Raw genomic sequence first — 14833 nt, forward strand, 5'->3', positions numbered from 1 at the left:
AGTACGGGTAGTTTCAATCCACGCACCCGTGAGGGTGCGACGACAGGTTCTATGAGAACGTGGAGCGCGACGGCAAGTTTCAATCCACGCACCCGTGAGGGTGCGACCGCGGATGTCGCGGTAGAGCTGCAGGTCGTCCTTGTTTCAATCCACGCACCCGTGAGGGTGCGACCCCTCCTGCCCGCCGACGACAGCCTGGTCGAGCTAGTTTCAATCCACGCACCCGTGAGGGTGCGACACAATGGTTTTTGTGGCGCATGACGTGGGATGCAGTTTCAATCCACGCACCCGTGAGGGTGCGACCTACAAGCTGTGGCCTACTGCCCAAGGCGCTGCTGGTTTCAATCCACGCACCCGTGAGGGTGCGACAGGCCTCCTCGAATGCGGCGCGGACCATGGCGCCGCTTCAATCCACGCACCCGTGAGGGTGCGACTGCTTCTGCTGGGCAATCTCGCCGCACATGGCGTGGTTTCAATCCACGCACCCGTGAGGGTGCGACACACCATCAAGACCAAGCTGCCCAGGGCGGCACAGGTTTCAATCCACGCACCCGTGAGGGTGCGACCTGCTGCTGCTTGCATTGATGTATGCCGCAGTCAGTTTCAATCCACGCACCCGTGAGGGTGCGACTCAATCGTGTCGGCCTGGCCGGCGAACTCGGACCAGTTTCAATCCACGCACCCGTGAGGGTGCGACATGCAGCCCGGCGGCCTGCTGGCGCCCAAGAGCGTGTTTCAATCCACGCACCCGTGAGGGTGCGACCAGCGCGAGCATGCCCGGCGCGAAGCCGAGCGCGAGTTTCAATCCACGCACCCGTGAGGGTGCGACGGTCGGGGCCGCACAGCCAGCCGGCGATCAGCAGGTTTCAATCCACGCACCCGTGAGGGTGCGACGCGCGCTGGCCACGTTGATGACGACGGTATAGCCGTTTCAATCCACGCACCCGTGAGGGTGCGACAACATCGACTATTACGCCTGCGGCCAGGACGAAGTGTTTCAATCCACGCACCCGTGAGGGTGCGACCGGGCAGGGGCAGGGAGACAGAGATGGCAAGCAGGTTTCAATCCACGCACCCGTGAGGCTGCGACACGAACGACGATGGCCCGGAGGCCGCTTGACCATGTTTCAATCCACGCACCCGTGAGGGTGCGACCTGCACCTGCTGAAGGGTCCAGCCGGACTGGCGCAGTTTCAATTCACGCACCCGTGAGGGTGCGACCTTGGCGCGGATGGCCGGCCCCGCCTCAATTGCGCGTTTCAATCCACGCACCCGTGAGGGTGCGACGACCAAGACGCTCGCGCCCTTGAATGATTCCCGTGGTTTCAATCCACGCACCCGTGAGGGTGCGACACACCTTGCACTGCAGCTTGTGGATGCGGGCCTGAGTTTCAATCCACGCACCCGTGAGGGTGCGACCTCCGCGGTCCCGAGGCAAATCGGTTCCTCATGAGGTTTCAATCCACGCACCCGTGAGGGTGCGACCTGCGCGGACGCGCTGAGGCGATCGCCTCAGCCCAGTTTCAATCCACGCACCCGTGAGGGTGCGACCTCCAAACCGAGACCGACCCGGCAGAGCGAGCGTTGTTTCAATCCACGCACCCGTGAGGGTGCGACGCGGTCAGCGCGGCTTGCCTTCGCGCAGTAGAAGTTTCAATCCACGCACCCGTGAGGGTGCGACGGGTAGTGGTGTTCCACCTCGCGCTTCTTCAGGCGGTTTCAATCCACGCACCCGTGAGGGTGCGACACACCTTGCACTGCAGCTTGTGGATGCGGGCCTGAAGTTTCAATCCACGCACCCGTGAGGGTGCGACGTGCGCTGCGGTCGGCGTGGGATTCATGGCCGTGTCGTTTCAATCCACGCACCCGTGAGGGTGCGACGGTACCGCCCGCTCGGTACCGACTTCGATTTCGACGTTTCAATCCACGCACCCGTGAGGGTGCGACCGTTGCCGATGGGGATTTCGATGTTGTCTTCGGCGTTTCAATCCACGCACCCGTGAGGGTGCGACCCGCTGCTGAACTGGCGGCCATGCCCACCGTGGAGGTTTCAATCCACGCACCCGTGAGGGTGCGACGACCCGGGTCGCCGGCTGTGGGTGCGGGTCGAATGTTTCAATCCACGCACCCGTGAGGGTGCGACAAGCTCGACCCGAAGGCGGCCAACGTCGTGCTGACGTTTCAATCCACGCACCCGTGAGGGTGCGACACCATCGCGTCCTCGACGCCAGTCAGCGCGTTCGAGTTTCAATCCACGCACCCGTGAGGGTGCGACGTCCTTGTGGATGTCGCCGGCCGCCTCGACCACAGCGTTTCAATCCACGCACCCGTGAGGGTGCGACCTATTTGACCGCTGCGCAATTGGTCGCCAGGTGGTTTCAATCCACGCACCCGTGAGGGTGCGACTGCCCCAGCATAAGTGCAGAGACGCGTTGGAGGAAAAGCGGCATTCGCGCGAACCGGCGCCGGGGAGGCGCCGCGCGACCGTGTTGATGTCGGTGTCCAGCGCGGATGGCGAGCGCTTTCCTTCTGCATCAATGGCTTGCGAAATGCGCGAACCTCCCCGGGATGTGCCGGTCGCTTGCGGTTCGCGTCAGAAGATCAGCGGCCCCTTGAGGTCCAGGCTGGGTTTGGCGCCGACGTGTTCGACGCGGGCTTCCCACTTGGCGCCGAGATGGTAGAAGCGCAGGCTGTCGATGCCGGGATCGATCAGGTCGCACAGGCGCTGCCGAAGTTCGGCCCATTGCGCCGGGTCGACTTCGATATCGAAGACCGAGAGCTGGACGCGCTGGCCACGGTCCCTGCAGGCCTTGGCGACCTTGCGCAGGCGCTTCTCGCCGCCAGGGGAGCTGGTGCTGACATCGTAGCTGACCAAGACCATCATGCGGCGCGTGTCCCTGTCATTTCCAGAAGAAGGCGGGGTAGCCGTCCAGGTCGCCCCGCAAGTGCCGGGCCAGCAACTGCGCCTGCACGAAGGGCAGCAGGCCGATCTCCACCTTCTCGCCGAGGAAGGCGTGGTGCAGTTGTTCGCGCTTGCGTTCCTGGTAGGCCACCAGCACGGTCTTGCGGGCATCGTCCTTCAGCAGAACCGCGCCGTTGTCGAACACCTGGAAGTCGCGTGCATGCAGCTGCCGGCGGTTGATCAGCGACAGCGCCAGGCGTTCGCCCAGGAGCGGGCGGAACTCTTCGGCCAGGTCCAGTGCCAGGCTGGGACGTCCTGGGCGGTCCCGGTGCAGGAAGCCCACCGCCGGGTCCAGGCCCACGGTTTCCAGGGCCGAGCGGCAGTCGTGGGTGAGCAGTGTGTAGAGGAACGAGAGCAGGGCGTTGAAGGCGTTGCGTGGCGGACGCCGGTTGCGGCCGCCGAAGCGCAGCAGCGGGTGGTCGGCGCGTACCAGTTGGTCGAACACACCGAAATACGCTTGCGCCGCTTCGCCCTCCAGGCCGCGCAGCACGTCCACGTCGGTCTCGACGAGCACGCGTTGCGGAATGCGCTTGAGCCGCTTCAGCGCGTGCTGGAATGCCGCGGTGTCGGTCAGCCGGTCGCCGTGGTCGCGCCAGCCGCGCGCCAGGACGGCGCGCTGGTTGTGGATCTTGCCTGCCAGCAGGTGGCGGACGATGGCGGCGCAGCCGGCAGGGTCGTCGCTGCGCCGGTACTGCGCGCGACGCAGCAGCACGTTGCCGGAGACCGGCCCTTCGACCCTCGCCAGGAAACGGCCCTGCGGCGTCAGGTAGCAGATGCTGATGCCCTGTTCGGCGCAGAAGCCCAGCAACTGCGGGGAGACGGCGACGCGACCGATGCAGACCAGGCTCTCCAGCATGTGCACGGGCAGGCGGGCGCGCTCCTGCCGCTCGACCTCCAGGACCACGTTGGCGCCATCCTTGCGAAGCCAGGCGCCGTCGGTGGTGGCGTACAGCGTATTGAGTTGGCGGCGCATGCTCAGTCCTCCTCGGCATCGAGTTGGTCGTGCACCCAGTGCGCGACGCTGCCGCGGTCGAGCAGGCGCGGCTGGCACAGGTCGATCAGGGAGCAGGCATCGCAGCGCTTGGCCTCGTAGCGTGCGGCAGGGGTCAGGCCGGCGCGCAGCAGCGCGCGGGTTTCAGCGATGGTGCGCAGGGTGAGTTCGCGTAAAGCCGCGTCGAAGTCCACTTCCTTGCGCCGCCGCGTCTGCCCGTAGAACAGCGCACCGGCCGGCACCACGCGTCCCAGCATGTGCTCCAGGCACAGCGCCTGCGCGCACAGTTGCACTTCGTCGGCGCGATGCGCCTTGGGGCGCCCGCGCTTGTACTCGACCGGATAGGCGATTTCGCCATGATCGGCGTCGGCGTGGTGGAACTCCACCACGTCGGCCTTGCCGGTGATGCCCAGCTCCAGCGCCAGCAGCGGCATCGCGGTCACGGTACGCACGCCGCGCCGGCGTTCGGCCTGTGGCGCGTCGGCGCGCTGGTGCAGCAGGCGTCCCTCGGCCGTCTGCCGGTTCTCAGCCCATTGCTGCTCCACATGGATGAGCGCGCACTGCCGCGGGCAGTACAGGTAGTGCTGCAGGGCGGAGAGCGGGATCAGGTCGGCATCGTCCATGTCCCGCTCCCGTTTGCCTCAGAACAGATCCGTCACGCTGACGCCGGCCGGCAGGTCGCGGTCGATCGTCACCCGGTAGTCGGCGAAGCTGCGTGCCGGGCCGGCGTCGCTGTCGGCGACGCGTTCGACCTTCACCTTGTCGAACAGCACGTGCGCCGGCGCGTTGCCCATCGGATGCTCGTGCTTGAACACGATCAGCTTGCGCGCCGACATCTCGCCGCGCGCGGCGGAGCGGTCGTGCTCGAACAGGTTGGTCAGTGCCCGCCACAGCAGTTGCAGGTCGTCCTCGGAGAAGCCGGTGCGCTCGGCCAGCTTGGCGGAGATGAAGCCATGCGCGCGGTACAGCCCATAGGGCAGGATGTGCTTGCGCCCCATGGTGCGTTCCTTTTCCAGGTCCTTCTCGTTGGTCACCGCCACGCGGGTGATCGACACTTCCAGCGGCAGCACCGGTTCCACCGAGCTGGCGAAGGCCAGTTGCACCGGGCCGCGGACCTGCCCGGAATTGACTTCGGTGGTCATCACCGCGCCGAAGGTGCGCACGTCGAAGAAGTTCTTGCACATCCAGGCCGTCAGTTCGCGCGCCTTGGCTTCATCCTTGGGCAGCTTCTTGGCTTCCGGTTCGATCTTCAGTGCGGCGTAGGCTTGCTTGTGCTGATTGTTCAGCACCGACTTCTCCTGCATGTAGATCGCATGGCCGGGTTGACCTTCCTGCTCGAGCGCCACGTAGTTGCGGATCTTGCGCTTGAGCGCCACGTCGGTGACCAGGCCGCGGTTGGTTTCCGGATCCAGACGCGGCAGGTTGCCGGCATCGGGGTCGCCGTTGGGATTGCCGTTGGTGACGTCGAACAGGTAGACGAATTCGTAGCGATTGGCGATGGCGCTCATGCGGTCTCTCCTTCGGAAGCGGTGTCGGGGGTGTCCTGGCCGTCGTTGCGGGCGAAGCGCGCCTGGGTCTGGTGGTAGTAGCCGATCGCGAAGCGGCCTTGTTCCTGGATCGGCAGGCTGCGGGGAAAGCTGGGCGGCAGCGCATCGACGATCAGGCGGATCTCCTTTTCCAGGTTCACCGCAAGGCCGGCCTTGTCCTTGCGCAGCTTGCCGAAGTGGTTCTGCGCGCTGCGCAACAGCACCGGGAAGATGCTCGCCGGCGTGGCCGAGGCGGCGCCGTAGTAGCGGTCGCGGATGGTGGCGTTGATGCGGTCGCCCAGCGCGGCACGTTGCAGGTTTTCCAGCGATGCGAACAGCCGCCCCAGCAGGTAGCCGGGGTCGGTATTGCCGGTGTCGAGACTCATGGGTGGTTCCTTGTGGTCGATGGACAGTCCTTGTTGCGTGTTCAAGCGCGCCGCGCGTGCCAGGACCGCCCGGCACAGTGCGATGCGCAAGGGGGTCAGTTGCCCGTCGGCACGGAAGCGCATCACCACGCCGCCGAGCAGGCTCTGCGGATAGCGACCGCCGGTGAGGATCGCCCGGCTGAGTTCGCCCGCCAGCAACGGCGAGACGTCCTCGGCCTTGGGCTTGCCGTGTTCGCCGTAGACCGGGGCGGTCTGCACAGCCAGGGATTGTGGCGTCGGCGGCCGGCGCTTCCAGGCCGGTGGCTTCAGCGCGAGGTCGTCGTAGTGGTCGGCCAAGCGCTTGGCGAACCCCGCCAGCGTTTGCGTTTCCCAGAAACGGATCGACAGGCGCGAGGCGTTCGGCGCCAGTCCGAGCACGAAGATGTGCGCGTCGTCGTCCAGGGTCTCGTCCAGGTCGCGCAGCGGCCGCGCCTGCCGCACTTGCTTGAGGATCAGTTCGAGGCGCCGGGTGGCGCGACCGTCGGCGATGGCGGGATCGTCGGCATCGCTGCCGCGCATGAACTCGGCGAAGACGTCCTCGGCGTTCGTCGCTTGTACGGGGGTGCCGGCCTGCGCCCAGAACACCACGGTGGTATCGCCGATCTGCACGCGCTGGCGATTGTGCGCGTCGCGGCGCAGCAGATGGTTGAGCGCCGTGGTATAGGCGGAGGCCGCCTGTTCGGAGATGGGGGCGTTCTCGCCCTGGCGCTTGCCGTAGGAGGTGAAGGCATCGAGATTGAACGAGACGATGGACGCGCCGGAACTCTGTGCGCCGTTCACGCCCTTGATGGCCGGATGCAGTCGGGCCAGTGGCGCCCGCTTGCCGCTGACCAGGCAGACGCCCTGTTCGCCGTCGGTGCCTTGGCCTTGCTGCCGGTCCCAGGCCGCACGCGCGGCGGCACGTTCATGCAGATGGACGGCATCGCCCTCCAGCCGGAACACCAGGTTGGCGTCCAGCAGCGCCTCGCCGTGCGGAGCGAACGCCGGGTGGTCGGCGTACTGTGCCGGCGTCCAGGCCGCCAGAAACGCCAGCAGTGCCTGCAGGCCAGGATCGTCGATGCCGGCCAGCGCCTGCTGGTGCAATGCCTTGAACGCGGCATGCTCCTGTTCGCTGCGCTTGCTGGTGGCGCTCACGCCGAGCACGTAGCTGGTCTTGTCCCACAGGAAGTTGGACTTGATTCCCGCGGTGCGCTTTTCCGGCTGCGGGACGCGCATGGCCTTGGCGAGACGCTTCTTGCCCTCGACGCGGTGTTCGTCCTCGACCGAAACGACGCTGCCGTCGGCGGCCAGCACCACGGTGTAGCCGATGTTCTGCTGGCTGTAGCCGGGTGCGGCGATCCCCGAGGCAGGGTCGTTGAGCAGGCGCTGGTAGTAGTCGGCGAGGGCGGACAGGATCATGCGCACACCCCGCCGTCGTGGGGCGGCGGGACCGCGACCTGGCCATCGACCATCCGCGCGCGGAAGAAGCGCGGCGTCATGCCGTTGGCGAAGTCGATGTCGTGCAGCATCCAGCCCAGGTCGCGTTCCCCTGACAAGCCGGGGTCGCTGGCCGGAGGCGGGTCGTCGTCGCCGAGCAGGGCAAAGCTGGCGGGGAACTCGCGGGTACCCAGGCAGGGTGCCTGGAAGCACTGCCCGCGCCGCGCGCGGCGGTTGAAGATGTCCAGATGCTTGCCGACGTTGTCGTCCGGGCCGGCCTTGTCGGTCAACTCGAAATGCGCGGCGATCACGTAGCCGACGTCGCGCAGCAGCGTGGCCGCACGTTGCTGACGGTCCTCCTCTACGTAGTTCACCAGGCCATCGGTGCGCCCGGCGTTGATCGCCTTGCCGACGCTGGCAGCGGACAACTTGCCGCCGACCTCGTTGCGGCGGATCGACTCGAAGCGGATCGGCTTGAGCACCTGGATGCCATCGATGACCCAGCGGATCGCCGGTTTCCAGTGGATCGCTTCGAGAATCCCGCGTGCGGCCGAGGGCGTGATGATGTCGTAGGACACCCGCTCGACCTTCATTTCCGGGCGCGTGAACAACGCCCGCTCGCCCCAGACATGGAGCTTGATTCCGTAACTCATCCTTGTTTCCCCCTGCCTACATGCGGTGTTTCCACGGTTGCGGCAACCTCATTTTCAGAAGTTGAGGTGCGTTCAATGCTTCGATCCATCAAAGACACAGGCTCTCCGGGTCCAGGAACTGCGGGTCCTCCCAATGCAACCCGAACCGCGCGTCGTAAAGGCGCGGGTTGCACAGGCGCACGAACTGCTCGCCGTAGCGATCGGGCGAAATGGGAGCGATTGCCGAGGCCTGCCAGAGCGCCTTGTAGGCCTGCTCGGGCACCTGCACCAGCCACGGTTGCAGGCGGCGGGCGGCGCCGGCCACGCCGATCCGTTCGGCATGTTCCAGTTGTCGCAGTACCTCGTTGACGTCGGCCATCTCGCGTTCCGCGGCGCTCTTGTCGGCCGCGTACGGCGCATATGGCACGATCAGCGGGCGCATGCTGGTCTGGATCACCTTGAATTTCTGCGCCAGCGTGTCGAAGGGCAGGTCGTCGATGCTGGCTGCGCGCAGTTGGGTCAGGATCGCCGCGTTGTCCAACAGTTCGTCGCCCAGGCGCCGATACAGCGCCCTGAAATAGGCATGGATGGCATCCATCGCCAGCAGGTCGTCGCGGTGGGCGCGCTCGACCTCGCGGAAGACCTCGGTGAACAGCTTCAGTTCCTGCGGCGGCTGCCACTGCACAGGGGCGAACACCAGAACCTCGCGGGCATCGGCCGGATGCCGGCCTTCGCGGTTGCAACGTCCTGCTGCTTGCGCCACCGAATCCAGGCCGGCTTCCGCGCGCAGAACGGTCGGAAAGTCGACGTCCACGCCTGCTTCGATCAGGCTGGTCGCGACCAGCCGGCACGGCCTGCCCGCTTTCAGGTCATCGCGTACCTGCGCCAATGCCACACTGCGATGCCGCGCATGCATCAGCGTGGTCAGGTGGCGCGCGCCGGGCTGTTCGGCGATGGCGTCGAACAGGGCGCGGGCATGGCGACGATTGTTGACGATGCACAGTACCTGCGCGCGTTGCCGCAACTGCTCGCCCAGCGCGTCGTCGTCCAGCGTGCCGACATGGCGCACTCGCACGCGGCGCAACTGCGCATACAGCGTCTCCGGTTCCGCCACCAGTTCCTCGACGTGTTCCAGTCCGTCGGGGAAGCCCTGGTCCTGGCGCAGCGCGGGCTGGGTGGCGGTGCACAGCACCGGGCTAACCCGGTAGTTGCGGGCCAACTCTTCCAGCAGCGCGACACACGGACGCAGCAGTTTCTGCGGAAGCGTCTGCGCTTCGTCCAGGATCACCACGCTGCCGGCGATGTTGTGCAGCTTGCGGCAGCGCGCGGGGCGATCGGCGAACAGGCTCTCGAAGAACTGCACGGAGGTGGTGACCACGATCGGCGCATCCCAGTTCTCCATCGCCAGTTTGCGCTTGTCGATCGATTGCAGTTCCTTGGACGGATCGTCGAAGAACGCACTGTGATGCTCCAGCACCACGTCGTCGCGGTCGTGGACGTCGAGTGCGTTGCGAAACACCGCGGCGGTCTGATCGACGATGCTGGTGAACGGAATCACGTAGATCACCCGGCGCAAGCCATGCGCCAGGGCGTGATCCAGCGCGAATGCCAGCGAAGCCAGGGTCTTGCCGCCGCCGGTCGGGACGGTGAGCGAGAACAGGCCGGCAGGCATGCTGGCTTTTGCACGCACTTCGTGCAGGATCCTTGCGCGGATCGGGTTGATGCCGCCTTCGCTCGGCAAGCTGGCCAGATGGGTGTCGAGCCGTTCGCGCAGTTCCTGCAGCGTCGGTTGGATGCCGGCTTCTTCGGCGCGGGACCTGCGGCTCTCGATGCGCCGATAGAAGTCGTCGGTATCGACGAAATCGGCGTCGACCAGGCAGGAGAAGATCATCCGTGCCAGCACCGTCATCTGGAAGGCGCGACGGTCCGGGCGGGGATGGGCAGTGAAGCCTTCCGGCAGTTCCAGCCTCGCGGGGAGTGCCAGTTCCCGCTCCCACTCCGGCGCCAGGGGAGGCAGCTTTAGCTCGCGGTACTCATCCGATAAGCGCTCTTGCAGCGAACTGCGCGAAGAGGCTTCATCCCTGCGTCCGTCCGCAAGCCCGGCATGATGGCCGGCGATGCCGTAGGCCAGCAGCATGCCGCCTTCGCCGTAACGCTCCCGCGCGATGCGGGCGCCCCAGGTGGCGTGATCCACGCTGGCGGGGTCGCCATCGAGACGTCCCTGGAACCTGAGGGTGAACTTGCCGACGTCATGCAGTTTTCCGGAGACGCTGCCCAGCACGCGCGCTCCAAACACGGCAGCGCGATCCCCGGCGCCATCCCCGACACCGTTCAGATGCTCGGCCAACCCCTGCCAATCGCCACGATCCCGACGCCCGGTCGAGTGCGCATAGAACGCCACGTTGTCCCCCTGTCTCCATTCCTTATGGACAGCGCGTCAGCATTGCTGACGTCGCGGCAGACCATGCGCCATCGGCAGACGGAAGTCGTAGACAAATTGATGGCGGGGGAGGGGCGCCGGTGGTCGTCCGCAGTCGCCCGGGTTCAGCGCTTTTCGGCCACCGGCGGCAGGTGCGCGTCCAGTAGTTCGATGAAGGTGCATTTTCGGTGGTAACGCTGGCGCAGGCGGTCGCAATAAGCGACGAAACCTGTCGCGTCGCCCAGGGCATGACTCAGTCGCTGCAGCGTCTGCAGCAGCTCAATCGCCGTCAGGTAGCCCCGGCGGTTGTTCCGCGTGATGGCGGTTTCGATCAAGCTGTCGCAGATGGTCAAGGCTGTCGTTGGCTCAAACGTCTCGGCTTGCGGCAGCAGGCAGTCGAGGGTGTCGGGGGCGAGGGCGTGCAGGTGATCTCGCGCCAGATCCAGAGCGCGTTGCGTCTGCTCCTCGGCGAGTAGCAGGACGATGCGCAGGTCGCGCGCGTTGGCCGGGTTGAGGGAGGTGCCGCCATCCAGCGCCTGCAGGGCGCGTTCGCGCCATTGTTCCCAGCACCCGAGCGTTTGCGCCGCGTCGCGCAGGGCTAGATACGTCTCTTCGAACGGCTGCAGGAGGTAGGCCTTCCAGCGCAGTTGCAGTGCGTCCTCTGGAAAACCCTCGCGCATGTAAGCGTCCGCGAGCGCGCCGAGCAGAGTTGCTTCGTCAGGATGGGCCTTAACGCCGCGTTCGAGCCATTCGATGGCCTGCCGCGTGCGGCCGTGTTCGGCGCAGCGCCGCGCCATCTCCAGGTAGCTCCAGCTGCTGCTGCAGCGCTGGGCGAACCAGTCCAGCATGCGCTGCACGTCGCCGCCGCAGTGCGCGATCTCTTCGAGCAGCGCTTCGGCCGCCACGCGCACGCTGTGGTCGCGCGCATCGGCGTCGCGCAGCGCATGCAGGGTGTGGTGTTCCAGGGAGGCGATACCCGCAGGACCCAGCAGCGTGGCGTAGTCGCGCAGCGGCGGCAGCAGGCCCCACTGATCGCACATGCGCAGGTCGAACAGGCGCTTCGCCAGATTGCGCGGATTGGCGCTGCGCAAGAACTGCGGATGCAACTGCGCCAGCGCGCGCAGGCGCTCGCCGATGCGGCCGCTTGAATCGTCGCTGTCCGCGTAGATCGTCAGCAGACGGTTGAAGGCGTATTCGTGCAGGTCGAGGGCGGCCTCCGGGTCGCGTTGCCGGGCCTGTTCGAGCAGGGTGTTGAGTGGATGCAGGCGTCTGGCGTAGTCGATGCTGTCGTAGTCGTGCCTGAAGCGCTTGCGCCCGATCAGCGACGACACTGCCTTGCGCCAGTCCCGAGGCGACGCACTGGCCAGTTGTGCCTGGCTCAGGAGCCGCTCGTGCAACGCCGGGTCGTATTCGGCGGCGTCCAGCAGCAGTGCTTGCAGCATCTGCGGCGTCTGTTCGGACAGCCATTGCCGCAGTCTCTGCTCCGAGGCGTGCATTGGCGTTGCGCTGTTGTCAGACGGCGCGCAATCATCGGCTGCCCTGCGTGCCCAGACCAGCGCAGTCGCCACCTGGTGCTTGCAGAACTCCCCCTGCATGCCGATCGGGCAGTCGCATTCCCCGTGCAGAGTGTCGTCGCGCCACTGAAGACGCACGCGGTAGACCTCGCCGCCGGCGACCTCGGCTTCCGCAGTATGCCTGGTCACGGCGAGCAGGATCACGCGCTCGTCCTCGGCGTAGGCGAGGCCGCGTTGGTAGTGGCCGATTTCGGTGATCGTCAGCAGCATGCGCCGATCGATCCGTGCGGGTGAGAAAGCGGTCATCGGCGCATTTTAGAACCGCTGCGCCGAGCATGATGCACCCCGCGCTTTGCCCGCAGCCGGCAGACACGCGACAATGGACGGCCGGTGCCGGGCGGTTGGCGGCATCGCGAAACTACAAGAAACAATACGCCGCCGTACTGTCGGTGCTGCCTATTTCCCCCTGCCAGAGGTCATCCGTCGCGTCATGTCGAATACGCCCAAGATCCTGTACACGCTCACCGATGAAGCCCCGTACCTGGCGACGCAGTCGCTGCTGCCGATCGTCGCCGCGTTCGCCGGCACTGCCGGTATCGCCGTGGAGACCCGCGACATCTCGCTGGCCGGCCGCCTGATCTCGCAGTTCCCCGAATACCTGCGCGAGGACCAGCGCATCGCCGACGACCTGGCCGAGCTGGGCCAGCTGGCGACCACGCCGGAAGCCAACATCATCAAGCTGCCCAACATCAGCGCCTCGGTGCCGCAGCTCAAGGCCGCGATCAAGGAACTGCAGCAGCAGGGCTATGCGCTGCCGGACTACGTGGACGAGCCGAAGGACGAGAAAGAAAAGGACGCCAAGGCGCGCTACGACAAGGTCAAGGGCAGCGCGGTCAATCCGGTGCTGCGCGAGGGCAATTCCGATCGCCGCGCTCCCGCCTCGGTAAAGAACTACGCGCGCAAGCACCCGCACCGCATGGGCGCATGGAGCGCCGAGTCCAAGTCGCACGTGGCGCACATGGACGCCGGCGATTTCTACGGCAGCGAGCGCTCGGCGCTGATCGAACAGGCCGGCAGCGTCAAGATCGAGCTGGTCGGCAAGGACGGCGCGGTGACCGTGCTGAAGGAAAAGACCGCGGTACAGGCCGGCGAGCTGATCGACGCGGCGGTGATGAGCAAGGGCGCGCTGGCCGCCTTCGTGCAGGCGCAGATCGCCGATGCCAAGCAGCAGGGCGTGCTGTTCTCGCTGCACCTGAAGGCGACGATGATGAAGGTCTCCGACCCGATCATGTTCGGCGTGGTGGTCGAGGCGTTCTACCGCGATGTGCTGGACAAGCATGCCGCCACGCTCAAGCAGGTGGGCTTCGACGCCAACAACGGCATCGGCGACCTGTACGCGCGCATCGCCAGCCTGCCGGAGGCGCAGCGTGCGCCGATCGAGGCCGACCTTCAGGCGCTGTACGCGCAGCGCCCGGCGCTGGCGATGGTCAACTCCGACAAGGGCATCACCAACCTGCACGTGCCTAGCGACGTGATCGTCGATGCGTCGATGCCGGCGATGATCCGCGACTCCGGCAAGATGTGGAACGCCGAAGGCAAACTGCAGGACACCAAGGCGGTGATCCCCGACCGCTGCTACGCCGGCGTGTACCAGGCGGTGATCGAGGACTGCAAGCTGCACGGCGCCTTCGACCCGGCCACCATGGGCAGCGTGCCCAACGTCGGCCTGATGGCGCAGAAGGCCGAGGAATACGGTTCCCACGACAAGACCTTCCAGATTCCCCGCGACGGCACCGTGCGCGTCACCGATGCCGGCGGCACGGTGCTGCTGGAGCATGCGGTGGAAGCCGGCGACATCTGGCGCATGTGCCAGACCAAGGACGCGCCGATCCAGGACTGGGTCAAGCTGGCGGTCGAGCGCGCGCGCCTGAGCGCCACCCCGGCGGTGTTCTGGCTGGATCCGCAGCGCGCCCACGATGCGCTGATGATCCAGAAGGTGGAGCGCTACCTGCAGGACCACGACCTCAACGGCCTGGACATCCGCATCCTGCCGCCGGTGGAAGCCACCGCGTTCTCGCTGCAGCGCATCCGCAAGGGCGAGGACACCATCTCGGTCACCGGTAACGTGCTGCGCGACTACCTCACCGACCTGTTCCCGATCATGGAGCTGGGCACCAGCGCCAAGATGCTGTCGATCGTGCCGCTGATGGCTGGCGGCGGCCTGTTCGAGACCGGCGCCGGCGGTTCGGCGCCCAAGCACGTGCAGCAGTTCGTCGAAGAGAACTACCTGCGCTGGGATTCGCTGGGCGAGTTTCTGGCGCTGGCGGCGTCGCTGGAGCACCTGGGCCAGCGCCACCACAATGCCGCCATCGGCGTGCTGGCGCGCACCCTGGACCAGGCCAACGGCCAGTTCCTGGACAACGACAAGTCGCCCTCGCGCAAGGTCGGCGGGCTGGACAACCGCGGCAGCCACTTCTACCTGGCCATGTACTGGGCGCAGGCGCTGGCCGCACAGGACGAGGACGCCGCGCTGAAGGCGCGCTTCGCCCCGCTGGCCAAGCAGCTGACCGAGCAGGAAGCGACCATCGTCGCCGAGCTCAACGGCGTGCAGGGCCAGCCGGTCGACATCCAGGGCTATTACCGTCCGAACCTGGAGCTGATCGGCAAGGCGATGCGGCCGAGCAAGACCCTCAACGACGCCCTGGCGACGCTGAGCGCCTGATCGCTCGAGCTGATCGTGCCACAAAGGGCCGCCCCTCGGGGCGGCCCTTTGCGTTTCCGGCGCAGGAAGCGTCCGGTAGGAGCGGCTTCAGCCGCGACAGGGCGTTCCCGGCAAGGCCGGTCGCGGCTGAAGCCGCTCCTGCGGCCGACCTGTGTCCGGCTCGATCCTGGCGAAGCAGGTCGCTGGATGTCCCACGAGGCGGAGCGTGGCAGGGCGCCCGACGCCC

At 66.5% G+C, this 14833-nt stretch carries 9 protein-coding genes and 1 CRISPR repeat array; of the genes, 1 reads left to right on the forward strand and 8 read right to left on the reverse strand.

Annotation, left to right across the window (positions count from 1 at the left end; genetic code table 11):
* Nucleotides 1-10 precede the first annotated feature (10 nt).
* Nucleotides 11-2406: a CRISPR direct-repeat array (repeat unit 31 nt; unit sequence GTTTCAATCCACGCACCCGTGAGGGTGCGAC).
* Nucleotides 2407-2593: 187 nt separating this feature from the next.
* From cas2 to AC1PMG_RS03200, 8 genes are all read right to left on the reverse strand, one after another.
* On the reverse strand, nt 2594-2884 hold the full coding sequence (cas2, locus tag AC1PMG_RS03165; RefSeq protein WP_481110634.1) for a CRISPR-associated endonuclease Cas2: 291 nt from the start codon (nt 2882-2884) through the stop codon (nt 2594-2596).
* A gap of 16 nt (nt 2885-2900) precedes the next feature.
* Nucleotides 2901-3935: a type I-C CRISPR-associated endonuclease Cas1c gene (gene cas1c, locus AC1PMG_RS03170; RefSeq protein WP_481110635.1), complete on the reverse strand. Its 1035-nt coding sequence runs from the start codon at nt 3933-3935 to the stop codon at nt 2901-2903.
* 2 nt (nt 3936-3937) lie between these two features.
* On the reverse strand, nt 3938-4576 hold the full coding sequence (gene cas4, locus AC1PMG_RS03175) for a CRISPR-associated protein Cas4 (protein ID WP_481110636.1): 639 nt from the start codon (nt 4574-4576) through the stop codon (nt 3938-3940).
* A gap of 18 nt (nt 4577-4594) precedes the next feature.
* Nucleotides 4595-5461 carry a type I-C CRISPR-associated protein Cas7/Csd2 gene (gene cas7c / locus AC1PMG_RS03180; protein WP_267092874.1) on the reverse strand — a complete coding sequence of 289 codons (867 nt, stop codon included), beginning with the start codon at nt 5459-5461 and terminating at the stop codon, nt 4595-4597.
* Complete coding sequence (gene cas8c / locus AC1PMG_RS03185) at nt 5458-7302, reverse strand: type I-C CRISPR-associated protein Cas8c/Csd1 (RefSeq protein ID WP_481110637.1); 1845 nt, start codon at nt 7300-7302, stop codon at nt 5458-5460. The genes cas7c and cas8c overlap by 4 nt, the downstream gene beginning before the upstream one ends.
* Nucleotides 7299-7973, reverse strand: a complete 675-nt coding sequence (gene cas5c / locus AC1PMG_RS03190; protein WP_481110638.1) for a type I-C CRISPR-associated protein Cas5c — start codon at nt 7971-7973, stop codon at nt 7299-7301. Before cas5c ends, cas8c begins: the two co-directional genes overlap by 4 nt.
* A gap of 88 nt (nt 7974-8061) precedes the next feature.
* Nucleotides 8062-10353 carry a CRISPR-associated helicase Cas3' gene (gene cas3 / locus AC1PMG_RS03195; RefSeq protein ID WP_481110639.1) on the reverse strand — a complete coding sequence of 764 codons (2292 nt, stop codon included), beginning with the start codon at nt 10351-10353 and terminating at the stop codon, nt 8062-8064.
* Nucleotides 10354-10496: 143 nt separating this feature from the next.
* The gene (locus tag AC1PMG_RS03200) at nt 10497-12155 is read right to left on the reverse strand and encodes an SWIM zinc finger family protein (protein WP_481110640.1); all 1659 of its coding nucleotides are present in this window, start codon (nt 12153-12155) and stop codon (nt 10497-10499) included.
* A gap of 220 nt (nt 12156-12375) precedes the next feature.
* On the opposite strand from AC1PMG_RS03200, the gene AC1PMG_RS03205 reads away from it, so the two are divergent.
* Complete coding sequence (locus tag AC1PMG_RS03205; RefSeq protein ID WP_481110641.1) at nt 12376-14607, forward strand: NADP-dependent isocitrate dehydrogenase; 2232 nt, start codon at nt 12376-12378, stop codon at nt 14605-14607.
* Nucleotides 14608-14833: the final 226 nt, after the last annotated feature.

Source organism: Xanthomonas sp. NCPPB 2250, from assembly GCF_056725265.1.